At 40.3% G+C, this 25,304-nt stretch carries 26 protein-coding genes, 1 tRNA gene and 1 pseudogene; 3 read left to right on the top strand and 25 right to left on the bottom strand.

Features of this window, described 5'->3' with window-relative positions; all coding sequences use genetic code 11:
- Positions 1-16 precede the first annotated feature (16 nt).
- The 12 genes and pseudogenes from QMQ21_RS10185 to QMQ21_RS10130 all read right to left on the bottom strand — a co-directional run bounded on the left by QMQ21_RS10185 (position 17) and on the right by QMQ21_RS10130 (position 9,999).
- On the bottom strand, positions 17-745 hold the full coding sequence (locus tag QMQ21_RS10185; RefSeq protein WP_261034947.1) for a segregation/condensation protein A: 729 nt from the start codon (positions 743-745) through the stop codon (positions 17-19).
- Entirely contained in the window at positions 745-1,479 is a 735-nt protein-coding gene (gene xerD, locus QMQ21_RS10180) for a site-specific tyrosine recombinase XerD (RefSeq protein WP_261814380.1), read from the bottom strand. Before xerD ends, QMQ21_RS10185 begins: the two co-directional genes overlap by 1 nt.
- Positions 1,476-1,937: a cyclic-di-AMP-binding protein CbpB gene (gene cbpB / locus QMQ21_RS10175; RefSeq protein WP_049550792.1), complete on the bottom strand. Its 462-nt coding sequence runs from the start codon at positions 1,935-1,937 to the stop codon at positions 1,476-1,478. The genes xerD and cbpB overlap by 4 nt, the downstream gene beginning before the upstream one ends.
- Complete coding sequence (locus tag QMQ21_RS10170; RefSeq protein WP_020902175.1) at positions 1,934-2,455, bottom strand: metallophosphoesterase; 522 nt, start codon at positions 2,453-2,455, stop codon at positions 1,934-1,936. The genes cbpB and QMQ21_RS10170 overlap by 4 nt, the downstream gene beginning before the upstream one ends.
- Positions 2,431-3,402 carry a nucleoside-triphosphate diphosphatase gene (locus tag QMQ21_RS10165; RefSeq protein ID WP_261814379.1) on the bottom strand — a complete coding sequence of 324 codons (972 nt, stop codon included), beginning with the start codon at positions 3,400-3,402 and terminating at the stop codon, positions 2,431-2,433. Before QMQ21_RS10165 ends, QMQ21_RS10170 begins: the two co-directional genes overlap by 25 nt.
- Complete coding sequence (gene racE / locus QMQ21_RS10160; protein ID WP_004255911.1) at positions 3,399-4,193, bottom strand: glutamate racemase; 795 nt, start codon at positions 4,191-4,193, stop codon at positions 3,399-3,401. Before racE ends, QMQ21_RS10165 begins: the two co-directional genes overlap by 4 nt.
- Positions 4,194-4,396: 203 nt before the next feature.
- On the bottom strand, positions 4,397-4,645 hold the full coding sequence (locus tag QMQ21_RS10155; protein WP_000364990.1) for a YneF family protein: 249 nt from the start codon (positions 4,643-4,645) through the stop codon (positions 4,397-4,399).
- A 325-nt stretch (positions 4,646-4,970) separates the two neighbouring features.
- A complete protein-coding gene (locus QMQ21_RS10150; RefSeq protein ID WP_000157668.1) occupies positions 4,971-5,774 on the bottom strand; it encodes an ABC transporter ATP-binding protein in 804 nt (267 codons plus the stop codon).
- Positions 5,775-5,786: 12 nt separating this feature from the next.
- Positions 5,787-6,680, bottom strand: a complete 894-nt coding sequence (locus QMQ21_RS10145; RefSeq protein WP_023947094.1) for an ABC transporter permease — start codon at positions 6,678-6,680, stop codon at positions 5,787-5,789.
- Between the two features lie 11 nt (positions 6,681-6,691).
- Positions 6,692-7,669, bottom strand: coding sequence for an ABC transporter substrate-binding protein (locus QMQ21_RS10140; RefSeq protein ID WP_000869840.1), 978 nt, complete (start codon positions 7,667-7,669; stop codon positions 6,692-6,694).
- A 382-nt stretch (positions 7,670-8,051) separates the two neighbouring features.
- Positions 8,052-8,171: pseudogene (locus QMQ21_RS10135) on the bottom strand (IS630 family transposase); the annotation flags it as partial.
- Between the two features lie 202 nt (positions 8,172-8,373).
- A complete protein-coding gene (locus QMQ21_RS10130) occupies positions 8,374-9,999 on the bottom strand; it encodes a malolactic enzyme (protein WP_000123929.1) in 1,626 nt (541 codons plus the stop codon).
- Between the two features lie 272 nt (positions 10,000-10,271).
- Between QMQ21_RS10130 and QMQ21_RS10125 the strand changes: the two genes are divergently transcribed.
- Positions 10,272-10,622: a helix-turn-helix domain-containing protein gene (locus tag QMQ21_RS10125; protein WP_261814378.1), complete on the top strand. Its 351-nt coding sequence runs from the start codon at positions 10,272-10,274 to the stop codon at positions 10,620-10,622.
- A 127-nt stretch (positions 10,623-10,749) separates the two neighbouring features.
- The gene (locus QMQ21_RS10120; protein ID WP_261814377.1) at positions 10,750-11,628 is read left to right on the top strand and encodes a LysR family transcriptional regulator; all 879 of its coding nucleotides are present in this window, start codon (positions 10,750-10,752) and stop codon (positions 11,626-11,628) included.
- Positions 11,629-12,067: 439 nt separating this feature from the next.
- Here QMQ21_RS10120 and QMQ21_RS10115 read toward each other — a convergent pair whose 3' ends face one another.
- From QMQ21_RS10115 to QMQ21_RS10095, 5 genes are all read right to left on the bottom strand, one after another.
- Positions 12,068-12,994 carry an ATP-binding cassette domain-containing protein gene (locus QMQ21_RS10115; RefSeq protein WP_261814376.1) on the bottom strand — a complete coding sequence of 309 codons (927 nt, stop codon included), beginning with the start codon at positions 12,992-12,994 and terminating at the stop codon, positions 12,068-12,070.
- Positions 12,995-13,004: 10 nt separating this feature from the next.
- Positions 13,005-14,072, bottom strand: a complete 1,068-nt coding sequence (locus tag QMQ21_RS10110; protein WP_000159550.1) for an ABC transporter ATP-binding protein — start codon at positions 14,070-14,072, stop codon at positions 13,005-13,007.
- Between the two features lie 8 nt (positions 14,073-14,080).
- The gene (oppC, locus tag QMQ21_RS10105) at positions 14,081-15,007 is read right to left on the bottom strand and encodes an oligopeptide ABC transporter permease OppC (RefSeq protein WP_004255894.1); all 927 of its coding nucleotides are present in this window, start codon (positions 15,005-15,007) and stop codon (positions 14,081-14,083) included.
- Positions 15,007-16,503 carry an ABC transporter permease gene (locus QMQ21_RS10100; protein ID WP_020902008.1) on the bottom strand — a complete coding sequence of 499 codons (1,497 nt, stop codon included), beginning with the start codon at positions 16,501-16,503 and terminating at the stop codon, positions 15,007-15,009. The genes oppC and QMQ21_RS10100 overlap by 1 nt, the downstream gene beginning before the upstream one ends.
- Positions 16,504-16,569: 66 nt before the next feature.
- Positions 16,570-18,558: a peptide ABC transporter substrate-binding protein gene (locus QMQ21_RS10095; RefSeq protein ID WP_024057449.1), complete on the bottom strand. Its 1,989-nt coding sequence runs from the start codon at positions 18,556-18,558 to the stop codon at positions 16,570-16,572.
- 161 nt (positions 18,559-18,719) lie between these two features.
- On the opposite strand from QMQ21_RS10095, the gene QMQ21_RS10090 reads away from it, so the two are divergent.
- Positions 18,720-18,790, top strand: a tRNA-Cys gene (locus tag QMQ21_RS10090).
- 195 nt (positions 18,791-18,985) lie between these two features.
- Here QMQ21_RS10090 and QMQ21_RS10085 read toward each other — a convergent pair.
- From QMQ21_RS10085 to rsmD, 8 genes are all read right to left on the bottom strand, one after another.
- Positions 18,986-20,317 carry a hemolysin family protein gene (locus QMQ21_RS10085; protein ID WP_042750034.1) on the bottom strand — a complete coding sequence of 444 codons (1,332 nt, stop codon included), beginning with the start codon at positions 20,315-20,317 and terminating at the stop codon, positions 18,986-18,988.
- Between the two features lie 274 nt (positions 20,318-20,591).
- The gene (endA, locus tag QMQ21_RS10080) at positions 20,592-21,416 is read right to left on the bottom strand and encodes a DNA-entry nuclease EndA (protein ID WP_024057808.1); all 825 of its coding nucleotides are present in this window, start codon (positions 21,414-21,416) and stop codon (positions 20,592-20,594) included.
- Positions 21,417-21,454: 38 nt separating this feature from the next.
- Positions 21,455-21,643, bottom strand: coding sequence for a DNA-directed RNA polymerase subunit beta (locus QMQ21_RS10075; RefSeq protein WP_043901723.1), 189 nt, complete (start codon positions 21,641-21,643; stop codon positions 21,455-21,457).
- A complete protein-coding gene (murA, locus tag QMQ21_RS10070; RefSeq protein ID WP_141230260.1) occupies positions 21,636-22,919 on the bottom strand; it encodes a UDP-N-acetylglucosamine 1-carboxyvinyltransferase in 1,284 nt (427 codons plus the stop codon). Before murA ends, QMQ21_RS10075 begins: the two co-directional genes overlap by 8 nt.
- Positions 22,920-22,942: 23 nt before the next feature.
- Entirely contained in the window at positions 22,943-23,173 is a 231-nt protein-coding gene (locus QMQ21_RS10065) for a DUF1146 family protein (RefSeq protein WP_000250389.1), read from the bottom strand.
- Between the two features lie 56 nt (positions 23,174-23,229).
- Positions 23,230-24,267, bottom strand: a complete 1,038-nt coding sequence (locus QMQ21_RS10060) for a SepM family pheromone-processing serine protease (protein WP_000727281.1) — start codon at positions 24,265-24,267, stop codon at positions 23,230-23,232.
- On the bottom strand, positions 24,251-24,739 hold the full coding sequence (gene coaD / locus QMQ21_RS10055) for a pantetheine-phosphate adenylyltransferase (protein ID WP_004255857.1): 489 nt from the start codon (positions 24,737-24,739) through the stop codon (positions 24,251-24,253). Before coaD ends, QMQ21_RS10060 begins: the two co-directional genes overlap by 17 nt.
- Entirely contained in the window at positions 24,729-25,268 is a 540-nt protein-coding gene (rsmD, locus tag QMQ21_RS10050; RefSeq protein WP_004238805.1) for a 16S rRNA (guanine(966)-N(2))-methyltransferase RsmD, read from the bottom strand. The genes coaD and rsmD overlap by 11 nt, the downstream gene beginning before the upstream one ends.
- Positions 25,269-25,304: the final 36 nt, after the last annotated feature.

Below are 25,304 nucleotides of genomic sequence, written 5' to 3'. Positions count from 1 at the left end.
TTCCTCTCTATCAAGTCTAGCTTTGGGCCACTTGACTTTCTTCCTTCTTTTCCATGAGATAGATATCTCCGAAACTCTCCTCTTGCATGAGAATCAGCTCCTGGGTTTTGATTAACTCTAGGGTTGCCAAAAAGAGGGTGATGACCTCTTGGATATTCTGGGCTTCCTTAAACAAATCCTGCAAGCGCAATTGATCTCGTCCAGTCAAGGACTCTTTCACGATAACCATCATGTCCTCAATCTTATACTCATCCCGCAAGATAGTCGTGTGATTCTGTGCAAACTCCTCTTTTTTCTTGGCTAGGATATTTGAAAAAGCCAAAAAGAGGTCAATGGTCGTCTTGTCATGCACAAGCTCCGCATCTTCGTAAATCAACTCTGTCGGCGCTTTGGAATAGTGCTGGGCCCGTTCTTGGTGCTTGGCTTCCAAGTGCTCACCCAAGAGCTTGAACTTGCGGTATTCTTCGATTTGAGAGAGAAGATCCTGCTCTAGGTCATTCTCCAAGTCTGTCACTTCTGCTACCTTTGGCAAGAGCTTGCGGCTCTTGATCAGCATGAGCTGACTGGCCATAACCATGTACTCACCCGTCACTTCCAGACGCATGGCCTGCAGGGTTGAGACATAAGCTAGATACTGTTCGATGACTTCTGTAATAGGCACATCGTAGATATCCATCTGGTACTTAGAAACCAGGTGCAAGAGCAAGTCCAGGGGCCCTTCAAAATCTTTTAATTTAATATCCATTATCTATATTTTTCTAAGGTGAGGACTGTTTTTAATCCTAATTTTTTTGCAATTTCGTACAAATCGACCTTGTTTTCAATTTGTCTGAGAATGAACTGTTCCCGCAAGGCTTGGGCTGATAGGCTTGGTAAACCTTTCTCCTTGACAAAGGACTCCAACTGACGGAAGGCCCACTGACGAGAATAGGCTTTCCCTGCCCTTTCAAAGAGGTAGGTCTGGGCCATCAAGGGTTCCAATTCTGACAGTAAGGTCGTAGGAATGGTGACAATCCTCTGTTGGGAAGCCTTCTTGATTCGCAACACCTGAAAATCCAGATTGATATCCTCAACCTTGAGAGCCAAAATCTCACTCGGCAAGAGCCCCATTTCTAGGATAAGAAGAGCCAGTAAACGGCCCTCTGGATAGGCACTTTCCTGCCAAAAAGAGTCTAGATCTAAAATTTCTGGCTTTTCTGTCTTCTTTTCAGCTTGTTTAGCTAATTCCAAGCGGTAAAAACTATCCACTTCTCCTTTTTGATAGAGAAAGTAGAGAAATTGGTTACAGGCCGAAATCTTTCGCTTCTGGACGCTGATTTTTAGATTGACTAGCTGGGCTTGGTAAATCTTGAGACTGGTCTCAGAAATCCGCTCACCTACCAAATCTAAAAACTGTTCTAAATCATACTTATATGACTGCTTAGAATTGGCAGATAAGCCCTGCTTTTCCTCTAAAAAGGCTGAAATCTTGTCTCTCATTTGCATCGAATCTCATATTCCTTACTAAAGTCATGCAAGAGGGCATTCACTGCCTTGAGGATAGACTTGCGCGTGATAATCCCTTGGAAAATACCAGACGCATCCACAACCGGCAAGAAGGACTCATCTACCAACTTGTGCAAGACCTCCGTAATGGTAAAATCAGGCGAAACAACCGTTACGTCCGTTCTCGTCATATGAACGATATCCGTATCTGCCATGATTTCTTGACTCAAGTCATGCTCCATCTGATAAGCCATAATATCTCTGAGCCCAATCGTCCCAACAAACTGTTTTTCATCTGTCACAACAGGAACACGGGTATAGGTCATCTGACTGAGCAAGAGGGTCGCGTGATCTGCATTGTGGGTATCAATCAAAACGGCTAGATTTTTAGCAGGAGTCAAAAAAGTTTCTTCTTGCCCCAACAAGAAAGTCTCAAACTCCTTGGCAATCATCGGCTAAACTCCTTGGACAAGCCCGGATACACCTCATGATCTCGTGTCAAAAAGTCGACTTTGAAATAACTGTCATCAATTTCCACACGAGCATAGAGACATTCTCTGATGGTCCCACGTGGTTGACTGATAGAACCTGGATTTAGAAAGAGGGTCTTTCCTTCCATCCAAGCATTTGGCACATGCAAGTGACCATAGAGACAGATATCGGCCTCTTCTTCCTGAGCCCAGTAGTCCAACTTTTGAAAGTTGAAATTGATGTCAAACAAGTGACCATGGGTTTGGATAATCTTGGTCGAACCAAGCTCGGTCACCAAACGTTCTGGGTAGCCGGCGTAAAAGTCCATGTTCCCCTTAACAACACGGATGCCTTCCCAAAGGGGAGAATCAGGACGTAGTTCAGAATCGCCGTTATGAAAAACGGCGTCAACTTTGCCCACATAGCGATCACGGATTTCTTCCACAATCAAGCTATCGCCATGAGAATCGCTCATTACAATGATGGTTTGCTTTGCCATGATGGAAATACCTCCAAAAGTTTCTTAACGGCTAAGGCGCGGTGAGATTGGCTATTTTTTTCTTCAAGGGTTAATTCAGCTGATGACTTACCTGTCTCTCCTACAAGGAAGAGAGGATCATAGCCAAATCCATTTTCACCCTTAGGTTCAAAGTTAATGTAGCCAGGCCAGTCTGCTTCAACAACCAAACTTTCCTTGTTTGGACTGGCTACGACTAGGGTTGTATGGAATTGAGCCGAGCGGTCCTTGAGTTCAAAGACCATGGCCAATTCGTGCAAGAGCTTGGCATTGTTTTCACGGTCAGTTGCTCCCACACCTGCGAAACGAGCTGACCAGACGCCTGGCAAGCCGCCAAGGACATCGACTTTAAGTCCAGAATCATCTGCCAGAACCATCTTGCCCGTTAATTGAGAAATAGTTTCTGCCTTGAGACGGGCATTTTCTTCGAAGGTCATGCCTGTTTCTGCTACTTCAGGCAAGTCAGGATAGTCATTGAGATTTTCCACATCGTAGCCTAGCTTGTCAAATATAGCTCGGAATTCCTTGGTCTTGCCTTCGTTACGAGTCGCAATCAATAAGGTTTCTCTCACCTTACTTGTCTCAAAGAAATCATGAACATTGACCCCTTCTTTAGGCAATTCTACATGCAGGAGTTGCCCATTTTCAACCAAGAGCAGAGCCCCCTGACGTTGGATGACTTCCACATTTCGTCCCATTTCTTGGTTAAGGATATCTACCACAAAAGACATTAAACGATAGAGAGAACCATAGCGTAAAACAGTAACAGAAACAGGAAAACCTCGATCCTCATCTCGAAATCTTTGGGCAAACTCCAATAGAGGAAAATCCAAGTCATCATCCGTCAACGTCCGGACGCCACCAAAAATACCATAGGACCCGACATACCAGTCCTGTTCATCCTTATATTCATAAATTTTATTTGTCATAATTCTACATGCTCCACATGAATCTCTTTTTCCAGCCATTCTTCACCAATTTGTGCAAAACTTTGGCTGCTGGCTGTTGTGTAAAAACGGTGATGAAGTGTTCCAGCATCGCGACCACGATTGATTTCAAAATAATTGAGTAAGACTGAAATGTCCCGTACACACTCTGCCCCACTATCGATGAGCTGAACTTTTGGTCCCATGACATTTTGAATAATAGGCCTGAGGAGTGGATAATGGGTACAGCCCAAAATCAGGCTATCCACCTTTCCAACCAAGGGACGTAGGGTTTCATAAACTACTTTCTTAGTGACACTGGTTGACAGAGCCCCAGACTCCACCAAAGGAGCAAACTTGGGACAGGCCAAACTCTCCACCTGTAAGTCCGGATCCAAATCATGGATTTTCTGACGGTAGATGTCTGATTGTACCGTCATGGGTGTTCCAATCACTCCGATTTTCCCACCTTGGCTGGACTTGATAGCTGCTGAAGCTCCTGGCAAAATCACACCCAAGACCGGAATATCTAGTTGAGCCTTGATTTCTTCCCAGACGACCGCAGTCGCAGTATTACAAGCAATGACAATCATCTTGACATCCTTGGTCAAGAGAAAGTTGACCAACTGCCAAGTATATTCACGAATTTGCTCAGCAGGACGGGGACCATAGGGCGCCCGTGCCGAATCTCCAATATAGACGATTTCTTCATGGGGAAGCTGGCGCATGAGCTCGCGCACAACGGTCAAGCCCCCGACACCCGAATCCAAAAAACCAATTGGTCGATTATCCATACAGTCTTCTTTCTAGTCTTTTTTCTGATTGATAGTTCATTATGATTATTGATCCTTATGAGCTGAATAATGACAGCCTAATCAACAACTATCTCTCTTAATCATAATCAAATATCAATAGAATGCAAGGAAAAAGTCTCATCCCTAAACCCTTAGCCAACATAGTGAGAAGTCTGGAACTTTCATCCCAGACTTTTCCTTATTTATTTTTTCTTTTTATTGTTAGCAAGGGCTGCCTTTTGTTGGCGGATGATTTGGTGGTAAACTTGTTGTACCTTAGCTTCGCTTGGTTTTTGACCATTTGCACTCAAAAGAGTACGAACTGCTTCAGCATTCAAACGTGGGTTGTCAGCGAATTCTTTTTCGATTTGCTTACGAACCAAGTACATTCCTCCAAGAGCTCCTCCTAGAAAAGCTAGCACAATCAATACAATTGCTAAAAGTAAATCCATCATATTTCTCCTGTTTCTTTTTGAGTCTCTTTCATTATACCACAAACTAGCCACCCTGACTAGTTTGTTTTACGCTTTCAGGGATGGAATAGACAGCAAAAAGAACCCTGCTTTTCTGCAAAAGAGGGCTCCTTACTGAGTTTATACTCAATGAAAATCAAAGAGTAAACTAGGACGCTAGCCGCAGGTTGCTCAAAACACTGTTTTGAGGTTGCAGATAGAGCTGACACGGTTTGAAGAGATTTTCGAAGAGTATTAATTTCATATTTCTGCCTATCCATTTATACTAATAAAAGACTGAAACACTAGATTTCAGCCTTTTTCTTTATCCCAAAACCAATTCATCACTGACGAGGCTTTGGCCACTATTTTTCTGGAAGAGATGCATGAGGTCTTCAACTGTCAGATGCTTTTTCTCTTCTCCTTTGACATCAACCACTATCTTGCCTTGATAGAGCATAATGAGACGATTACCGTACTCAATCGCATGGTTCATATCGTGGGTAATCATCAGAGTAGTCAACTGATGGTGCTCCACAATCTTTTGCGTCAAATCCATCACCATTTGACTCGTTTTCGGGTCAAGGGCCGCAGTGTGTTCATCCAATAACAAGAGCTTAGGCTTCACCAAGGCTGCCATGACTAGGGTCAAGGCCTGTCTTTGTCCTCCTGAAAGGTATTGAGTATCTACTTTCAAGCGATTTTCAAGACCGATATTCAATTCTTTTAAGGCCTCTTGGAACTGGATTCTATCCTTCTCCTTCACGCCCCAACCAAGTCCTCTCTTCTGCCCACGTCTCAAGGCAATAGCCATATTCTCCTCAATCGTCAAACGAGAAGCTGTCCCCATCTTAGGATCTTGAAAAACACGGGCAATATCCTTGGCTCTCTTTCGTACACTCAGATTTTTAATGGATTTCCCTTCCAACAAAAGGTCCCCTTCGTCCACAGATAGATTTCCAGCCAAGATATTCATCAAAGTGGATTTCCCTGCGCCATTTCCACCAATCACAGAGATAAAATCTCCCTCTTCAACCTCTAAATCTAATCCTTTGAGGACATGGTTTTCATTGACCGTACCTGCTTCAAATGTTTTATGAATATTTTCAAGTGTTAACAAACTTGCCATAACTTTCTCCTCCTATTCATTTCTCAGTTTCAAACCACGAATCTTTAATCTCTTTTGCAACTCTGGTGCAAATAGAACCAAGGCTAACAAGATTGCATTAAAGAGACGAACCAAATTTTGATCTAGATTTGGAATTTCATAGATATTTAAAATAATCAAACGGTAAACAATAGCACCGATTCCGATGGATAACAAGCGACCTCCAATGGTCAAGTCGTGTATCAATACTTCTGCAATAATGACTGCACTCAAGCCAACAACGATGGTTCCTGTCCCAGAAGTCACATCTGAAAATCCATCATTTTGAGCGAACAAGGAACCACACAGGGCAATCAAACCATTTGAAATCATATAACCAACAATCTTCATGGTGTCTACATTGACCCCATTAGCCTCACTCATAGGAATATTGTCCCCAGTCGAACGCAAAACCAAGCCAATCTCCGTTTTCATCAAAAGAGTCAAGACCAAACAAACAAGTAAGAGACAAACCAAGCTGAGCGTGAAAACAGCTTCTTCAGTTGTCATCCCCAAGCTCGCTAATTGTTTAAAGACAGTTGAAGAATCTCCCAAGGAAAGATTAGGCACACTTCCCATGATTTTAATATTGATTGAATAAAGCCCTGTCAAGGTCACAATCCCTGTCAAGAGAGCTGGAATTTTCATCTTGGTATGGAGCATTCCTGATACAAGACCTGCTACCATACCTGCCAGCAAAGCAAGTAAGGTCGCAATCCAAGGATTTATCCCTGCCTGTATCTGAGATACGACGACAGCCGCCCCAAGTGGAAAGGCACCTTCAGCAGTCATATCCGCAATATCCAAAATACGGAAAGTCAAGTAAACCCCAATCGCCATAATCGACCACAATAAACCTTCTGATAAACTAGATAATACAAAATTCATCTTAAACCTCCTTATTCCTTGCCTTCTAACTTACTAATATCAATTCCCAATGCATCTGCCATTTCTTGATTTGTATGTAATTCCAGTTTTTCAGGCAACTCAACTGCTATATTTTCTGGCTTCTCACCTTTTAAGACACGAACCAGCATTCTTGCTGTCTGACGTCCCAATTCTTCATAATTGGTTCCGTAGTTATACAAGCCACCAACCGCAACCATTTCTGTTGAACCACCGAATACTGGAACCTTGTGTTTAATAGAAACCTGCTTGACTGTTTCCATGGTTGATGAAATGATATTATCCGTTGGTACAAAAACCATATCCACCTCTGCCATCAAGCTTTCTGCAGCCGCCTTGACGTTGTTACTGTCCAAGATTGTTTTTTCAACAACGGTAAAGCCTTTTTCTTCCAGAAGACGCTTAGCTTCATCCTTTTGGACAACTGAGTTTGGCTCACTCTGAGTATAAAGAATTCCAATTGTTTTAGCTTTTGGCAACACTTTCTTTATCAAATTGATTTGGGTTGAAATGGCATCTGATGACTGATCGCTTGTCCCAGTTACATTGCCCCCAGGATGCTCTCTTGACTCAACCAACTTGGCACTGACAGGATCTGTTACCGCTGAAAAGATAACAGGTGTCGTTTGTGTTGTATTGGCCAAGCTCTGAGCAGAAGGCGTTGCGATAGCTAGAACGACATCACTAGATTCTGCTAGTTGCTGGGAAATCGTTTTTAGATTTCGTTGTTCTCCCTGTGCATTTTGCAAATCAATCTCGATATTTTTCCCCTCAACATAGCCTTGCTTGGCTAGCTCATCCACAAACCCTTCTCTAGTAGCGTCTAAGGACTGGTGGGTAATAAATTGTGAAATACCGATACGAAATACATCTTTTTTCTTATCTGCCTTCAACTGATGCAAACTGATCAGAGAGGTCAAGAGAATACCCACTACCAAGAGGGGTGCTAGTAATTTTCGAACAACTTTCATAATGAAACTCCTTCTCAGAAAAGATAAAACAAAAAACCGCCTAGATACTATCTAAACGGATGCTTGAAATAATCTAACAAGTTACAACTTAGCTAGTCCATTTAGATATTCATCTATATGGACCACAATCAAAAATCTTAGCCACATAGATACAAACAAATTGCTTGAACTGTTTGCATCCATGGTGACATGTCTACAAACACTATCTAAAGTAGCTAAAGTAAAAGTTTTGATTCATCGTTACAGCTTGTTTCTTATTCATTTCTTTTTCTGCTTTCTTTTTTGATGTTTCCTATCTTACCACCTTTTTCATTAGCTGTCAAGAATATTTCAGAATTTTTTAAAATTTTTCGAAAATTCTTTCATAATTCTTTTAGGATAATTTCAAAGATTTGCCCATTAGACAAAATAGAACGATTTGAAGACTTTTATGGTATTCAGTTGTACTAGAGTTTTTTAAAAGTGTTTTGATGGCTTGTATTTCTTCTTTGGTTGATTTCATATCACTATTATATAATGCATTTTGATTTTAGTGTAGTATTAAACTGACTCTTGGCAGTCGGACAAAAAATCGACAGTTATTTTATACTGTTTAAAACCATTAGTCAATACGACAATCTCTTTACTTTTCGGTTATCAACTCTGTAGATTGCTAACATATCCAAAATAAGCTAAGTATCCCGAGGATAGGCAACAGAAATGAATTATTTATACTCTGGATACCACTTCAAATCACGAACTGCTTTGGCCATATCTGTTTCCTTAGCGCGTGCAAGACCTTGCTCTTGTGCTTTTTTAGCGACTGCTTCTGCTACTTTAATAGAAACATCTGCTACATACTTGAATGGTGGCAAGACAGGAGCTCCTGGTTGGCCTGGATTGACAATACCACTCAATGAATGCGCCGCTGCTCCAATCATTTCATCAGTCAAAATACTTGCTTCAGAAGCCAGCATACCTAGACCAAGACCTGGGTAAATCAGGGCATTATTTGCTTGACCAATCACATAGTCTACACCTTTATAAGAAACCGTATCAGCAGGAATTCCTGTTGCGACAAAAGCTTTGCCATCTGACCATTCAATCAAATCTTTGGCACTAGCTTCTGCCAATTTAGTTGGATTTGACAAAGGGAAGATCATTGGACGTTCTGTGTTTTCACACATAGCTTCTACTATTTCTTTAGTGAAGGTATTAGGCTGAGTTGAAGTTCCTACAAGAATAGTTGGCTTCACAGTCTTCACTACTTCAAGCAGGTCAGTCAACTTATCTGCGTTACTAAAGTCAGCACGTTTCTTAGCAAATGGTTTTTGCTCTGGTGTCAAGTCATCCATGTCATCAAAGAGAAGACCTTGTTTATCAACCATAAAGAAACGTTTATAAGCTTCTTCTTCAGAAAGACCTTCACTTACCATTTCACGAAGAACACGAGAGGCAATTCCTGCACCCGCAGTACCACCACCATAGCAGAGATAAACTTGATCTGTTAATTTTTCACCACTAATATCCAGCGAACCGAAGATACCACCCAAGGTAACGATTCCTGTACCTTGAATATCATCATTAAAGGTCGGAATTTGTTTCCGGTATTTTTCAAGAATATTGGCAGCATTCAAGCGGCCGAAGTCTTCCCAGTGAAGGTAGAGTTTAGGAAAGAGACGTTCTGCTGTTTGAACAAATTGGTCAATGAAGTCGTAGTAACGATCTCCGCGGACCCTTTCGTGACGATTTCCTAAGTAATTAGAATTGTTACGAAGTTCTTCACGGTTAGTCCCTGCATCAATGACTAAAGGAAGGACCATCGAAGGATCGATTCCAGCAGCACCTGTATAGACCATCAATTTCCCAACAGAAATATCGACACCATTTGTTCCCCAGTCGCCAATTCCAAGGATTCCTTCTGCATCTGTTACAACAATGAGACGAATCTCGCGACCCCCGGCAGCGTTTTTCAAAGTAGCTTCAATATTTTCAGGATGATTAATATCAAGATATCCCGCATATTGGGGATCTACAAAAAGATCACTATAGCCTTCAATCGTATCTGCAATGGTTGGATCATATACAATTGGATTGAATTCTTTCAAATGTTGAGAAAAGAGGTAATAGAAAAGAGTCCTGTTGGTATTAAAAATTTCCATTAGGAAAAGACGTTTTTCCAAATCATTGGCTTTTGTTTGCATTTGTGCATAAGTTTGCGCCGCTTGTTCTTCAATCGTTTGAACATACGGTGGCAGTAAACCAATAAGGCCTAGTTCCTTTCGCTCCTCTAAGGTAAAGGCAGTACCTTTATTGAGGAAAGGATTGTTTAAAATATCATGTGCAGTCATAGTGCAAGCTCCTTTTTACTTATATTATACCACATGAAACGAATTGTTCGTAAAACGTTGTTGTTTAAATAATACAATTGTATACGCATATGTTATAAATTTCTGAACTCATCAAACTCTCGATGATCTCTCTTTACTAAAAGTTTCGAGTAAAATAAACCAATCATACAAATTGACAATCCTAATTAAAATAAATATCATCTAGGTATGTTATGTAATACTTTGTATTTTTTAAGGTGTTTTTTGTCATATAAAACTTGTATTCTATTTATATGACAACTAAAAACTATTTACAACAATATATTTCCCAAAAAGTGAAATATTTTCGAACACAGAATAAAATGAGCCAGGAAGAACTTTCGGAACAAGCAGGACTCGGGCTTAAGTATATCAATCAACTTGAAAACCAAAATGTGAATCTGACCATTCACAGTCTTGAAAAAGTGATTGACGCCCTAGAAATGACCCCAGAGGAATTTTTCAATTTTGATAGTCTTGAATCAACCTCTGATAAGAGTGACAATCTTTCACTCAAAAGAATCAACATAAAGATTAAACAGCTCCCTATTGATAAACGAGAAAAAATGTTGGTCATTTTTGAGAGTATCTTAGATAATCTTTGAGATCCCTGACTCACTTACATTTTAACTGGTGAATACTCGTATAGTCAAATTGTAGGATACGGATAAAAATTATTTATCTGCTGTTTTCCACTTATTTTCCTTCTCCAACTAATGAAAGTGAACCCATATGAATTTAAAAGATCTACAATATTTTTATGACCTCTGCCAGCTTCAATCCTATACGGAAGTAGCAAAACAACATAAAGTCAGCCAACCATCTATTTCTTATGCTATCAAGCGCTTAGAGGAATACTTTAACTGCAAATTGATTCACCATGACCCCTCGCATCGTTCCTTCAAGCTAACTCCTCAAGGACAAATCCTTCTAAAGCATACAGAACTGATTTTACCTGAGGTCATTTCTACTCGCAAAGAAATTAATCGCTCCTTGGCACAATACTCTACTGTAGGATTCCCTCCTATTATCATTCAGTATCTCTTTGCTGCCTTAAACGAAAAAGATAAATTCGATTTTTTAAAAAAGATACGTCCTATCCGCGGTGGCTCCGTAGAGTTATTAAACCTTCTCCTTAAGGGAGGCCTTAATGCAAGCCTACTCGGTTTGATTGAACCTCTCAATTATCCTTCAATAGAGACACACGAGCTATTTCATAAAGAACTGTATGTCGTTTTATCTAAGAACCATCCTTTTGCCACTGTTCCTTCCCTCGCTTTTGAAGAATTAGTAGATCAATCCTTTATACTCTTAGACGAACACTTTGTTCACCTGAAAGCTTTTGAAATACTTAATCAAAAGTATCAAAACAAGGCAGAAATATTCTTTAAGACGGATGATATTGTCATTCTTAAAGAACTTTTAAAGAAAGGGATTGGCCTTAGTTTACTGGCTGATATCGCACTTTCTGATGAAGATGATGATTTAATAAAAATCCCTCTTATACCGAAGGATAAGATAACTTTTACAGTTTATTACGCTTACCTTAAATCAGCTACACCGTCATCAGAAATAGAAGCCTTATTTAAACTCCTTAAATCATATGAATAGAAAAACTCTAACTATCAATGAACTGATAGCTAGAGTTTTTTACATTGTAGATATTATACTCAATGAAAATCAAAAAGCAAACTAGGAAGCTAGCCGCAGGCTGCTCAAAACACTGTTTTGAGGTTATAGATAAGACTGACGAAGTCAGTCACATATATACGATAAGGCGACGCTGACGTGCTTTGAAGAGATTTTCGAAGAGTATTAGACTATAGTAGATTGAAGCTAGAGTAATACGCCGCGACTTCTATAACTTTTCTAGAAATTAATTTGACTTTCCTAATCGAGTTGTTAAGATTTTATTTCATCTCACTATAATTCAATGATTTCTAAGAATTCTATTTCTTTCGAAAACTCTTTCAAAGTTTTTCCAAATCAATCTAACAAAAAAAGGTTTATAATTTCCATAAAAGTTGACATGGAAATTATAAAACCATTATTAGTTTAACCCTTGTTGATAATGTGCCAATTCGGCTTGGTTAGCCCAAACATAGTGACCTGGACGGATTTCTACCATAGATGGCTTATCTGTCTCATAATCATGTTGATCTGGATCATATACTTTCAAGACCTTCTTGCGTTCCAAGATTGGATCTGGGATAGGTACCGCTGAAAGCAAAGCCTGAGTATATGGATGAATTGGATTGTTAAACAATTCTTCTGTTTCTGCAACCTCTACAATAACACCCTTGTAAATAACCGCGATACGATCTGAAATAAAACGAACAACCGACAAGTCATGGGCGATAAAGAGATAGGTCAAGCCAAGTTCTTTTTGGAATTTTTTGAGCAAGTTTAAGACTTGAGCACGAACAGAAACGTCCAAGGCTGAAATGGGCTCATCCGCAATAACAAAGTCTGGTTGCATAACCAAGGCACGGGCAATACCGATACGTTGACGTTGACCACCTGAGAATTCGTGAGGGTAACGAGTCAAGTGCTCAGCAAGAAGACCTACTTCACGGATAATATTTTGAACTTTCTCTTTACGTTCTTCTTCATCCTTGAACAGATGATGATTGTAAAGACCTTCAGAAATAATATAATCAACAGTGGCACGTTCATTCAAACTTGCCGCAGGGTCTTGGAAAATCATCTGGATACGACGAATCAATTCTGCAGCTTGTTCACGCGATTTCTTACCATTAATCTTTTGACCATCAAAAATGATATCCCCATTACTTGTATCATTAAGACCGATGATGGCACGACCAATAGTTGTTTTCCCACTACCTGACTCACCTACAAGCGAGAAAGTTTCTCCCTTGTTGATAAAGAAGTTAGCATTTTTAACTGCGACAAACTTCTTACTTCCTTCACCGAAGGAAATTTCTAAATCTTTGATTTCTACTAATTTTTCAGACATTTCCTTCCTCCTAGTCAGCCAGATGGGCAAATCCCATTTTTTCACGAATCTTATCATGGAGATTTGCAATCACAGCTGGTTTTTCTACTTTTGGAGCATCCTCATGAAGTAGCCAAGTTTTAGCCCAATGTGTCTCTGATACTGAGAATTGAGGAGCTTTTTGTTCGAAGTCAATTTGCATTGCATAGTCAGAACGCAAGGCAAAGGCATCCCCTTTCAGGTCAGTATAAAGTGACGGAGGTGTTCCTGGGATTGAGTAAAGATCCCCTTTATCATCAGCAAGCTGAGGCAAGCTAGACAAGAGACTCCATGTATATGGATGGCGAGGGTCATAGAAGACTTCCTCAACAGTTCCATACTCAACGATTTCTCCTGCATACATAACCGCTACCTTATCTGCAATACTTGCCACCACACCAAGGTCGTGGGTGATAAAGATTGTTGTGAAATGGTACTCGTTTTGTAAAGATTTCAACAAATCAATAATCTGAGCTTGGATGGTCACATCCAAGGCAGTCGTTGGCTCATCACAAATCAAGACATCAGGTCGGCAGGCAAGAGCAATCGCAATAACGATACGTTGACGCATTCCTCCAGAATATTGGAATGGGTATTCATCAAAACGTCTATCTGCATCTGGAATCCCAACCTTATTCATGTAGTCAATGGCCAATTCTTTCGCTTCTTTAGCTGTTTTTCCTTGGTGTTTTACAATAACTTCTGTAATCTGACTACCAATTGTTTTAATTGGGTCCAAACTAGTCATTGGATCTTGGAAGATAGTCGCAATCTTAGCGCCACGAATTTGTTCCCAATCCTTGTGAGAAGATAAAGCTGTCAAATCTTGACCACGGTAGTCAATGCTACCTTGGGCAATGCGACCATTTTCTTCAAGCATACCTGTGAAAGTCTTTGTCAAAACAGATTTTCCTGATCCTGACTCACCTACCAAGGCTAATACTTCTCCTTCAACTAGTTCAAGGGAAACGCCGCGAATGGCTGTCAATACTTTGTCACGAACGTCAAATTCCACGACAATATCGCGAGCAGTCAAAATTACATTTTTTTCTTTTGTCATTTCTACTCCTATCTATGTGTACGTGGATCACTAGCATCCGCTAAGTTTTGACCAACTACGAAAAGGGATAAGGATACCAAGACAAGAGTTGTCAATGGAATCCAGAAGAGGTATGCATTTGTCGTTACGTTCTGAGAGTAATCTGAAATCAAACGACCTAAACTTGGAACTGTAATCGGCAATCCAAGTCCAAAGAATGAAAGGAAAGCTTCGTATGAGATAAAGGCTGGAAGCATTTGAGATGTCGTCGTAACGATAACAGATACCAATTGTGGCATAATGTTTTTTACAACAATCTTAAAGGTTGGTGTTCCAAGTGTACGTGAAGCAAGGTTATACTCCAAGTCACGATAACGCATGATCTGAATACGAATTGAGTAAGCAATACCAATCCAAGTAGTCACACTCATAGCAAAAATCAGATTCCAGAATCCAGCTCCGATTGAGTAAGTCAAGACAATGACAATCAAAAGAGATGGGATGTTTGAGATGACATTATAAACTTCCATCATCACACGGTCAACTGATTTTGAAATTCCCCAAATACCACCGACAAAAACACCGATAACCAAGTTAATCACTGTCGCAATCACAGAAATGAGGATAGAGTTACGAGCTCCGAACCAGACACCGTCAAAGAGAGATTTACCGTTACTGTCTGTACCGAACCAATGCTCAGCATTTGGCTTGATATAACGAGCACTAAAGTCGTTTACTTTGCTGACATCATTGAAATCAAACTTAGAAAACATTGGGTAGATGAAACTCATCAAAATGATAGCTACCAAGATTCCCAACATGACTACAGTTGATTTCTTCTTCATAAATTGTCTAAACACTGAGCCCCAGTATGAATAGGCTGGCGCATCAATGGCTTCAGAGGCAAAATCGTCACGTTTTACGAACTGAAATTTTTCTTTATCGATTGTAGACATTATTTGCCTCCTTTCTCAGTCAATTTAATACGTGGGTCAATAATAGTCATCCAAATATCTCCCAAAAGAAGTGAGAAGATAGAAATACATGTAAAGATGAAGACAAGACCTACGACCATAGAGTTATTAGATGCTTTTACAGAGTCAATCAACATTTTACCCATACCTGGGAAAGCGAAGACTGTTTCAGTAAGGGTTGCACCACCGATAACCCCGATAACAGCACCAGGAATTCCTGAAACCAGCGGAACCATGGCATTTTTAAAGATGTGTTTGTTTGAAATTTCTTTTTCAGACAAACCTTTTGCACGAGCAAAACGAACAAAGTCCTGTGATTGCAAGTCAATCATGTAACGACGAATCCAAATAGCTGTACCAGGAGCACCCAATAAACCAAGGATAACTGCTGGTAAAACATACGAACGCCAATCTCCAGCACCCAAGATAGGGAATGAATCTGGAAGACCAATTGATGATCCAATCAAACGAACAATGTAAACCAAGGCAATGGTTGGAAGGGCCATCAAGAAGGTCAAAAACCCTGTTGAGAAGCTATCAATCCAAGTATTCTTGAAGCGAGCCATAGCTGAACCAAGTGGCACGGCAATCGCATAAGAAATCACCAAACCAATCAATCCAACGACTGCAGAGCTAGCAATCATAGAAGGATATTGGTAGTTGCTTTCAGTTGCAGTATATGGGTCATCTTTCCCATAGTTAGCTACTTCACGAGAATCAGCCTGACTAGGCGATTTGTAGGTTCTTGAGTAGATATTAACTGAAGATGTTTTCTTACCAGTTGGGAATTGCACTTCTGATGTCTTAGTTTGACCTTGTCCTTGTGTGATAACTTGAAGCACAGGAGTATTAGCATAAGTTGGATATGAATCACCCAAATTCAAGTTCACAAAGTTTTGGTGAACAAATGGGAACTGACTATTGAAGTACAAGAGGTACTTGTGTTTAGTCCCTGAACCTACCAGAGACCAGCCGATAGCGGGATCATTTTCAAAACGCAAATAACGCTCCAAATTTGGATTTTCTGGGTCCTGAATCTTGTTTGTGTGGTCGATATCAAGCAAGTTTGCATAGAATTTAAACACACGTTCAAAAATTGGAATTTCACGTGTAGCGTAGAATTGGCCACTTTCAGTAAATTCTCCCAGGGTCCAACCATGACCGATTTGTTTGATGTATTTTTCATAGATAGCCTTGTTGGTATCATTGGCTTCAACTGTTACAGAAGCATCCATCTGGCTAGCTTTTTCTTGCAACTCTTTGGTATCGTAGTACTCGATATAGCCCATACGCTCATAAACGGTATTCTCATAGTTATCACGTTTATCAGCAGTTGTAGCAATCTTGTTATAGTTGGTATCCTGTTTGAAAATCAATTTTCGAGGAACCATTGTATAGATAATCGTGTAAGTCAAGGTTGTTACTAAGAAGATAGAAACCAATGACCGCAAAACACGCATAAAAATATATTTTTTCATATCATTTCCTTTAAAAATCCCAAAAGAACCTTCTCCTCATGGAGAGAAAGTTCTATTGAAAATTATTTACTTCACATGACTTGCCAATTCTTTTTGAGCTTTCTCGTTTGACTCAGTCTTTTCTTTCAACCATTTTTCACGAGCTTTTTCATACTCTTCTTTGGTGATTGCTTTTTCACCAACTTCAGTGTACTTCAAGTATCCTGAATTTTCACCTTTAAGGCCGGCTACTGAATATGAAGAGCTAAATGGTAGAACTTTTGAAACATATGAAACGGCTGTTTCTTTTGGAGAAGCCATTACTGGAATTGTCAAAGCATTGTCAGTCAACCAAGCTTGTGCCACCGCGTATTTTTCATAACGTTTTTGAACATCTTGGTTTTCGCTGTTTGCGTCATCAAGTAATTTTCCATAGTCAGCTAAACCAAGTTTGCTTACTACTGATGCATCTGTGTTTTGGTCAATACCAAGGTAAAGACGAGTGCTTCCTCCCTTAAGGACGAATTGATCCAAGAAAGTAGAAGGATCTTGATAGTCAGGGTTCCATCCTAGCAAGGTATGGATATCCCAGTCTTGCTCTTTAGCTGTTGGAGCGCTAAATGAAATTGGTAAAGCTTCTGCTTGAGTCATTTGTTGTAAGTCTACAACAACATTATCTGAACCCAATACTTTTTCAATTGATTGTTTCAATGATTGAACACGGTTTACAACCGCTGTTGATTCTTGGATAACCAAGGCATCCAAGTGGATTGGGAATTCAACACCTTCAACTTGTAGGCTTGATTTTGCTTTAGCAAAGACTTCTTTCGCTTTTTCTTCATTGTAAAGTCCATTTTGAGAATCTGCTAGAGACACGTTTGACCAAGTAGAAGAATTTGTCTTAGCCAAGCTATCTTGTACCAATTCACCAAATGTTTTCTTACCAACTTGAAGATTATAAGGTGCAAACGTATTACGGATGGCTACTGCAGCTCCATCAGTACCATTTGTTTGAGCTGAGTAAGAATTGCGATCGACAGCAAAGTTCAAGGCTTGACGGAATTCCTTGTTTAGCAAGGCTTTCTGAGTAGATGTCTTTTGGGTATCACTTGTTTTGGCAGTGTGGTTATAGGTTGTACGGCCATAATTCAAGCTGACAGTTGCAACACCCGCACCTGGTTCATTAAAGTAAATGTTATCTTTAAAGTCAGCTGCATATTTTTCATATGTAGAACTTGTAGGGAAGATACGGGCCTTGCTATATTGACCATCGGCAAAACCTTTAGCAATCACATCTTGGTCCTTACCATCCCAGAAAGTGAACTTAACGTTCTCAATTTTTACATTTTCTTTGTCCCAGTAAGCATCATTTTTAGCCATCTCGATAGATGATTTTGGAGTTACAGATTTTAAGACAAATGGACCGTTATAAAGAATAGAGTTAGCATCGGTTGGGGCACCAAAACCTTCCCCTTTTGAAGTTAAGAATTCTTCATTAACCGGCATCAAAATACCACTAGTGGTCTTGTCATTCCAGAAAGTTTCTGGCTGGTTCAAAGTATATTCTAGTGTTTGATCATCAAGCGCTTTTACTCCAACGGTTGAAAAATCGCTTGTTTCACCCTTGATATAGGCTTCTAATCCCTTAATAGAAGAGCTAACGATTGAAAGTCCTTTTGATTTTCCATCTACGGCGTGTTTCAAACCAGTAACGAAGTCTTTAGCAGTTACAGGAGCGTATTCTTCTCCCTCTGCTGTCACCCATTTAGCATCCTTACGGATTTTATAGGTATAAGTCAAACCATCTTTTGAAACTGTCCATGATTCAGCAATAGAAGGAACCAGGTTACCATATTTATCATTAGCCAACAAACCATCTACAGCATTTGTTGTGACGAATGATGTTGAATCGATATTGCTGACGATATAATCCAAGGTTTCTGGATCTGTTTGATAAACATATTGGTAATCTTTTGCTAGTTTAGCATTATTTGAACTAGTGTTTGAACACGCAGCTAGAACTCCTGACGCTAATAAGGTAGCTCCCGCTACAGCAAGCACTTGACTTTTTTTCATTTATTTACTCCTCTTATAAATAAAGTATAGGTTATCATCAATTATATCATAGATTTCAAGAAAAGTAAACGAATTTTCAGAATATTTAGGCTTATTGATACAAAAAATCTGAAAAAGCTATTGACTGAAAATCATTTTCAAGGTATAATAATAAACGTTAAGGCGGTATAGCCAAGTGGTAAGGCACGGCTCTGCAAAAGCTTGATCGTCGGTTCAAATCCGTCTACCGCCTTCTTTAACTTGATTTATCAGGTTTCATTTAAACAGAAAGCCCAATTTAAAGGGCTTTTTTCTTTTTCCTTGAATAAATACGTATAACTTTAAAAAACTTTTGGGGCAAGTTTGTGGCTGAGTCTTTCGAGGACACAATTCCTTTTGAAATCAACTGAAAAAAGCTTTGTCACGCCTGGTGACAAAAGCCTCTAGTTTACTCTGTTTCTTCTTCTATTTCAACTTCGGTAATTTGGACTTTTACCTTGGTAACACGTCCATTTTTCACCTTATCATTGGTTAGGATAAGTTGTTTGTTTTGGCTGACTAATTCATAACTGAGTTTCTCAGTCGTTGGAATGGTCCCAACCCCTGTCAAATAATAACCAGCGATGGTATCAACGTCATCACTTTCCAGTTCAACATCAAAGTAGTCATTAAAATCATTGAGATTCATGGTACCTTGAACGATATAAGTATCTTCTCCAATTTTATGAACTTCGATTTCAGCCTTATCTGTTTCGTCATCGATTTCCCCAACGATTTCTTCTAAGAGGTCTTCTAGGGTCACCAAACCAGCCATCCCACCGTATTCATCCAGCAAGATTGCCATTTGTCTTTGGGTATTGCGCAATTCTTTTAACAAGTCATCCACAAAAATAGTTTCAGGAACAAAAAGTGGATCTTGTAAGATTTTCTTCCAAACAATATTGTCAAAACCGTCCACAAAGCCCGCATTAAGGAGACTCTTGGTGTGAATGATCCCAATCACGTTATCCTTATCCCCATCATAGACAGGGATACGAGAATAATTTTGTTTTAAAATACTTTGGATGATGGTTTGACTATCATCCTGAATATCGACCATGAAGGCATCCGTTCGAGGAACCATGACTTCTCTGGCCATTAATTCGTCCAGTGAGAAAATCCCTTGTAACATCTCAATTTCGTCAGCATCTAGTGTTTCTTCACTATTTGTCAACATGTACTCAATTTCATCACGGGTCATTTTTTCATCAGCATCGTCAAAAGTCATTGGAGTCAAGCGACTCAAGAGATTGGTAGATGCAGACAAGAGCCAAACAAAGGGACTAACTAGTTTCCCAAGCCCAATGATAACTGGCGCTGTACGAATCGCCAAGGCATCCTTTAGATTAAGAGCGATTCTCTTAGGATACAATTCCCCAAAAACGATGGAAATATAAGTCAAAAATGCTAAAGATAGAAAACTTGCAACGGCATAAGCTGTTTCGCCATTTCCAAGCCAAGATGCAATTTCTCGTCCCAGAGTTTCTGCCAAACTCGCCCCTGATAAGATCGTAATCAGGGTAATCCCTACTTGAATGGTTGATAAAAAGTGGTTAGGATTTTCTAGTACCTTCAGCAGACGGATATAGCGTCTATCTCCTTCTTCTGCCTTTTGTTCAACCCGCGCACGATTTAGTGACACCATGGCCATTTCTGTGGCTGAGAAAAAGGCATTTAACACCGTCAAGATAAACAATAAAACAAATTGTAGCAACAAATTCTGACTACTTGGGTCTTCCATAGTTCTTCTCCTAAAATAGTATCTTACCCTCTATTATATCACAAAATATAGTCCAGTACATATTACATATTATTTTTTCTCATACTCTTCGAAAATCTCTTCAAACCACGTCAGCTTTATCTGCAACCTCAAAGCTGTGCTTTGAGCAAGCTGCGGCTAGCTTCCTAGTTTGCACTTTGATTTTCATTGAGTAACAGTATCTATTGTAGCCCTGCTTAAACTAGTAAGAAAGAACTCCTATATCGACAAGTGACATAGGAGTTTATTTTGTATTTTACTGAGTAACAGTCACTTCTCCAGTTCTGTAATCCAGTTGAAGCCCCTTTTGAACATTGGGAACTAGAACATTAAATTCCAATTCTCCGTCTGAAGACTTGGCTTCAATCTGTGAAGCTGAAGGTACTAAATCCTCGTTTGAAGCATAATAAAGGGTTACACGGTAACGGACACGCTTGTTTTGGTCCAAGGCTTTACGTACCAGGCTTTCATAGTAGTTTTGCCCTGTCGAATCCTCAGCTTGCGCCTGATTTGCCCAGGCTGTCTGAACAGCAATGTTTTTAGGATTGCTTGTAGAAGCATCAAAACCATCCAAGCCACCGATCAAGGCATAGCCTAACAAATGACCTCTATCGACCGCATGGGTATAAGTCCCCTTTAGATTCTTAACCTGATGCCATCCTGGAGGAGTCCATGAAGTCGAACCATTCCCCGTTTCTTCACGATTCTTGTACTGTCGGGTTGCCTTAGACAAGAGAGCATTGGCTACAGTTGGCACGGTTTCCTTGCCCACTGTCTTTGTTTTATTATCGGCGTAAGGTTTACTTGAAACCTTGGCATCTAGGTTTGTTTTATTACCATTGACGATAAAAGCACCTGATCCATTCCACTCCAGACTCCCTTTTATTTGACTCTTGACTACATCTGTTAAGACACTTTCTGCCAATTCTTGACTAGGAGCTTCAGACGCTTGTTTTTTCTGACTCACCTTAGTTTTAGGAGTATTAGCTGTCGACTGCATCTGCTTGATATAATAGCTACCGGCAGATAAAAGTAATAATACCAGCAATCCGATTAGTGTCTGTCTTGTTTTTTTGTTCATATTTCTCCTTATCTCTAGAAAAAGGCTGGTTTTCCAGCCTAATTTCCTGTAAATTTATGAATCAATTCCTGCCATTTTGCTGGAGACAGGATAGCCCATGGATCTTGACCCTTGCCCAAGATTCCATAACCGACCATTAAACCGATTCCTAGGGCTAAAGCACCTAAAATCAGTACCAGAATGACTAAAAGTAAACGCTTGGCTACGTAGCCTGATTTCTTATTCATCTTCATCACTTGCCTCAATCCGCTGAATCTTAGCACCCAACTGCGCCAACTTCTCATGAAAACGGTAGTAGCCTCTATCCAAGTGGACTAATTTACCAACTACGGTTTCTCCTTGTGCTACCAAACCTGTCAAAATCAAGGCTGCACTGGCACGAAGGTCAGTTGAAAGAACTTCTGCTCCCTGCAAAGGCTGTCCACCAACAATACGTGCTGTATCACGGATAATTTCAGAGTGCAAGCCCATACGGCGCATTTCTTCTAGGTGTTGGAAACGATTTTCAAAAACTGTCTCCACCATAGTTGATTCGCCTTTTGCGACAGTCATCAAGGCTGTAAATTGAGCCTGCATATCTGTTGGAAATCCTGGGTGAGGCAAGGTTTTCACATGAACAGCTTTTAGATTTTCTAGTTGAGAGCGAACTCGAATCCCTTCAGTCTCCTCTGTCACTTCCACTCCCATTTCAAGCAACTTGGCAATCAAGGGACGGTTATGCTCCCAGACAGCGTCTTTAATCAAGACATCACCACCAGTCATGGCAGCAGCTACCATAAAGGTTCCTGCTTCGATACGGTCTTGGACTACATTGTGAGTCGTACCATGAAGTTTCTCAACACCGGTAATGGTAATGGTCTCTGTACCAGCACCCTTAACCTTAGCTCCCATTTCATTGAGGAGAATGGCTAGGTCCACAATCTCAGGCTCACGCGCAGCATTTTCAATCACTGTCACCCCATCAGCCAGAGTCGCTGCCATCATCAAGTTCTGAGTAGCACCAACACTTGGGAAATCCATATAGATATGAGCTCCATGTAAGCGATCAGCCTTGGCTTCGATGTAACCAGCTGTCTGACTAATCTTAGCCCCCATGGCTTCTAAACCTTTCAAATGCAGATCAATAGGGCGGCTACCAATCGTACAACCACCTGGCATGGATACCTTGGCATGACCTACACGGGCAAGAATTGGTCCCAAGACAACGATAGATGCGCGCATCTTGCTGACATACTTGTAAGGAGCTTCCTCAGTGATATCGCCAGTCGCGTCCACCTCAACAAGATGGGCTTCTTCATTAAAATCAACCTTGGCATTCAAACCACGAACCACCTGATTCATAGTGAACACATCTGACAAGATAGGAACATTCTGCAAGACGGTCTTTCCTTCACTTGCTAGAATAGTCGCTGCCAACAAGGGCAAGACTGCATTCTTTGCTCCTTCGATCGTAACACTTCCTACCAGACGATTATCGCCACCTTGAACCACAATTTTTTCCATACTTATTTCCTTTACTCTTGATTTTATAATAATCCTCTAAGCACTTCTTGCCACAACTGATACAGGCTGATAAAGAATGAACTCATGATGTAGCCCATTACAATACTGAAAAGAGCTATCAATAAACGGACTTTTCTTGTATTCTCAGCTGTCACTTTTAAAACCTTTTCCCATCTAACAAGATCCTTTAAAAGGTAAAAACTCACATAAATAAAGAGCATGTGACTGCTTAGAGTGAATAATAATTGAACCATTTGACTATTATACCATCTTCTCTGTTTGTGCGCTAGTTTGGAAACTTCACTTAAAACTAGGGATTGTTTTTCAAGTAATCAATTGCATCTTGTAGGGTTTTAACTGGCACTATTTTCATATCTGTCTTGATTGTTTTAGCTGCTTCCAGGGCTGTTTGGTAGTTATTTTTCGCATCAGGATGTGCTTTTTGTTCTTCTTCGCTAACAGGGTTATCAGGGGCAAAGAAAATAGCAGCACCTTCTCTAGCCGAAGCTACAACTTTCTTATCGATACCTCCAATGTCTCCCACATTACCATCGCGGTCAATGGTTCCTGTACCGGCAACAATGCGGCCATTACGAAGGCCAGGGTCAGCTATTTGGGTATAGATGGCCAGACTAAACATGAGGCCAGCACTTGGACCGCCAATACCAGCTGTTGAAAAGCGAATTGGAACATCACTGGTCACTTCTGTACGGTCAATCAAACCGATTCCAATTCCATTTTTGCCATTTTCCAAGGTGATAATCTTACCTTCTGCAGACTTGGTTTGCCCATCCTCTTCATAGGTGACCTTGACGGAGTCCCCTAGTTTTTGAGAATTGACATAATCAATCAAATCTTTGGAACTATCAAAGGTCTGATCATTGACTGCTGTGACCGTATCAGAGATGTTAAGAATCCCTTTAAAGGTCGAATTATCCGTCACAGTCAAAACATAAACCCCAAGATATTTGAGTTCGATATCTTTACCAGCTGTTTTTAGCCCTTGATACTTGGCCATGTTTTGCGATGTTTGCATGTAGAATTGATTGATCCGCATAAATTCAACATCGGAAGAGCCACCTGTAGTCTCTTGGGCACTACGAATATCTGTAAAAGGCGTCAACCATGCATAAATCATATGAGCTAAAGTGGCATGTTGGACACCAACCGTAACGAATTGATAGGCACCAGCTTCCTTATCTTCTGTGTCATTGACTTTAAGGACTTGGCGAATATCTTCCGAACCACCTGGAACTTCTATATAGTAGGGCAAGGGCACTACAAATGCCAAGAAAGTCACAATTAAGGCCGCAATGACATATAAGGGCCATCTAATCTTTTTTTTCATTTTTTATTTCCTCCAAAATACTCTCAGGAACATAGCAGGTAATATCCTGACCAAACTTCAAAAGTTCTCTAACACCGGATGAACTGAGATAGAGATGTTCAGGTCGACTATGTAAATAAATGGTCTCTATATTAGGAGACAGCTGATGGTTGTAGTAATCAAAACTGGCTTCATATTGCAAATCCGACGCATTTCTCAAGCCTCGCACTAGGAAAGTAGCCCCCAGTCTTTTTGCAACATCAACCACCAATTCATCATGAGAAAACACGACTTCAACATTCCCCAAATGTTCCAAAGCCTTTTCTAGTCCCCGTTTACGATTTTCAAGAGGGAGAAATCCTTGTTTATGGGGATTGAAAAAAATACCGACATAGAGCTTATCAAAGAGTCTGCTCGCCCGTTCAATCATATCCAGATGCCCATTTGTCATCGGATCAAATGAGCCTGTGAATAAGCCAATCTTATCTGACATAAACTGTCACCTTACTAATTCCATAAATTTTTTCCTTCCAGATACCCAGGCAGGCAATTTCTTCTGGAAGTTCGACGGCCTTATCCGTCTCACACACGACCATGACATCTTCAGAAAAAAGCTCTTTCTCATCCATTTTTTCAATATCTGCTACGATTTGTTCCTTGGCATAAGGAGGGTCTAAGAAAATGAGGTCAAATTCCCCAGATACCTGTTCCAATGCCCTTTCTGCATCCATCTTGAGGAGCTCAAATTTTCCAACTTCCTTGGTCATCTGAATATTTTCAGCCACGATAGCCTGAGCCTTACGGTCTCGTTCCACCAAAACAGCGCTGGACATGCCACGCGAGACTGCCTCGATAGATAAACCACCACTACCTGCATAAAGGTCCAAGACTCGTCCACCTTCAAAGTAGGGACCAATCATGTTAAAAATAGCTCCCCTAACCTTATCCGAAGTAGGTCTTGTCGTCTTGCCTTCTAGTGTCTTGAGGGGACGTCCCCCATAGATTCCTGATACGATTTTCATACCGTTTATTATACCAAATTATGGGCGAAAAGAGAA

This window comes from Streptococcus bouchesdurhonensis (genome assembly GCF_948472335.1).
The sequence above is the reverse complement of the archived record's forward strand: the minus strand, read 5'-3'. Positions and strand labels throughout refer to the sequence as shown.

Bases quoted from the DNA above. Each gene is read 5' to 3' on its own strand.
- QMQ21_RS10185 (WP_261034947.1), bottom strand. From the start codon at position 745: ATGGATATTAAATTAAAAGATTTTGAAGGGCCCCTGGACTTGCTCTTG.
- xerD (WP_261814380.1), bottom strand. From the start codon at position 1,479: ATGAGAGACAAGATTTCAGCCTTTTTAGAGGAAAAGCAGGGCTTATCT.
- cbpB (WP_049550792.1), bottom strand. From the start codon at position 1,937: ATGATTGCCAAGGAGTTTGAGACTTTCTTGTTGGGGCAAGAAGAAACT.
- QMQ21_RS10170 (WP_020902175.1), bottom strand. From the start codon at position 2,455: ATGGCAAAGCAAACCATCATTGTAATGAGCGATTCTCATGGCGATAGC.
- QMQ21_RS10165 (WP_261814379.1), bottom strand. From the start codon at position 3,402: ATGACAAATAAAATTTATGAATATAAGGATGAACAGGACTGGTATGTC.
- racE (WP_004255911.1), bottom strand. From the start codon at position 4,193: ATGGATAATCGACCAATTGGTTTTTTGGATTCGGGTGTCGGGGGCTTG.
- QMQ21_RS10155 (WP_000364990.1), bottom strand. From the start codon at position 4,645: ATGGATTTACTTTTAGCAATTGTATTGATTGTGCTAGCTTTTCTAGGA.
- QMQ21_RS10150 (WP_000157668.1), bottom strand. From the start codon at position 5,774: ATGGCAAGTTTGTTAACACTTGAAAATATTCATAAAACATTTGAAGCA.
- QMQ21_RS10145 (WP_023947094.1), bottom strand. From the start codon at position 6,680: ATGAATTTTGTATTATCTAGTTTATCAGAAGGTTTATTGTGGTCGATT.
- QMQ21_RS10140 (WP_000869840.1), bottom strand. From the start codon at position 7,669: ATGAAAGTTGTTCGAAAATTACTAGCACCCCTCTTGGTAGTGGGTATT.
- QMQ21_RS10130 (WP_000123929.1), bottom strand. From the start codon at position 9,999: ATGACTGCACATGATATTTTAAACAATCCTTTCCTCAATAAAGGTACT.
- QMQ21_RS10125 (WP_261814378.1), top strand. From the start codon at position 10,272: ATGACAACTAAAAACTATTTACAACAATATATTTCCCAAAAAGTGAAA.
- QMQ21_RS10120 (WP_261814377.1), top strand. From the start codon at position 10,750: ATGAATTTAAAAGATCTACAATATTTTTATGACCTCTGCCAGCTTCAA.
- QMQ21_RS10115 (WP_261814376.1), bottom strand. From the start codon at position 12,994: ATGTCTGAAAAATTAGTAGAAATCAAAGATTTAGAAATTTCCTTCGGT.
- QMQ21_RS10110 (WP_000159550.1), bottom strand. From the start codon at position 14,072: ATGACAAAAGAAAAAAATGTAATTTTGACTGCTCGCGATATTGTCGTG.
- oppC (WP_004255894.1), bottom strand. From the start codon at position 15,007: ATGTCTACAATCGATAAAGAAAAATTTCAGTTCGTAAAACGTGACGAT.
- QMQ21_RS10100 (WP_020902008.1), bottom strand. From the start codon at position 16,503: ATGAAAAAATATATTTTTATGCGTGTTTTGCGGTCATTGGTTTCTATC.
- QMQ21_RS10095 (WP_024057449.1), bottom strand. From the start codon at position 18,558: ATGAAAAAAAGTCAAGTGCTTGCTGTAGCGGGAGCTACCTTATTAGCG.
- QMQ21_RS10085 (WP_042750034.1), bottom strand. From the start codon at position 20,317: ATGGAAGACCCAAGTAGTCAGAATTTGTTGCTACAATTTGTTTTATTG.
- endA (WP_024057808.1), bottom strand. From the start codon at position 21,416: ATGAACAAAAAAACAAGACAGACACTAATCGGATTGCTGGTATTATTA.
- QMQ21_RS10075 (WP_043901723.1), bottom strand. From the start codon at position 21,643: ATGAATAAGAAATCAGGCTACGTAGCCAAGCGTTTACTTTTAGTCATT.
- murA (WP_141230260.1), bottom strand. From the start codon at position 22,919: ATGGAAAAAATTGTGGTTCAAGGTGGCGATAATCGTCTGGTAGGAAGT.
- QMQ21_RS10065 (WP_000250389.1), bottom strand. From the start codon at position 23,173: ATGGTTCAATTATTATTCACTCTAAGCAGTCACATGCTCTTTATTTAT.
- QMQ21_RS10060 (WP_000727281.1), bottom strand. From the start codon at position 24,267: ATGAAAAAAAAGATTAGATGGCCCTTATATGTCATTGCGGCCTTAATT.
- coaD (WP_004255857.1), bottom strand. From the start codon at position 24,739: ATGTCAGATAAGATTGGCTTATTCACAGGCTCATTTGATCCGATGACA.
- rsmD (WP_004238805.1), bottom strand. From the start codon at position 25,268: ATGAAAATCGTATCAGGAATCTATGGGGGACGTCCCCTCAAGACACTA.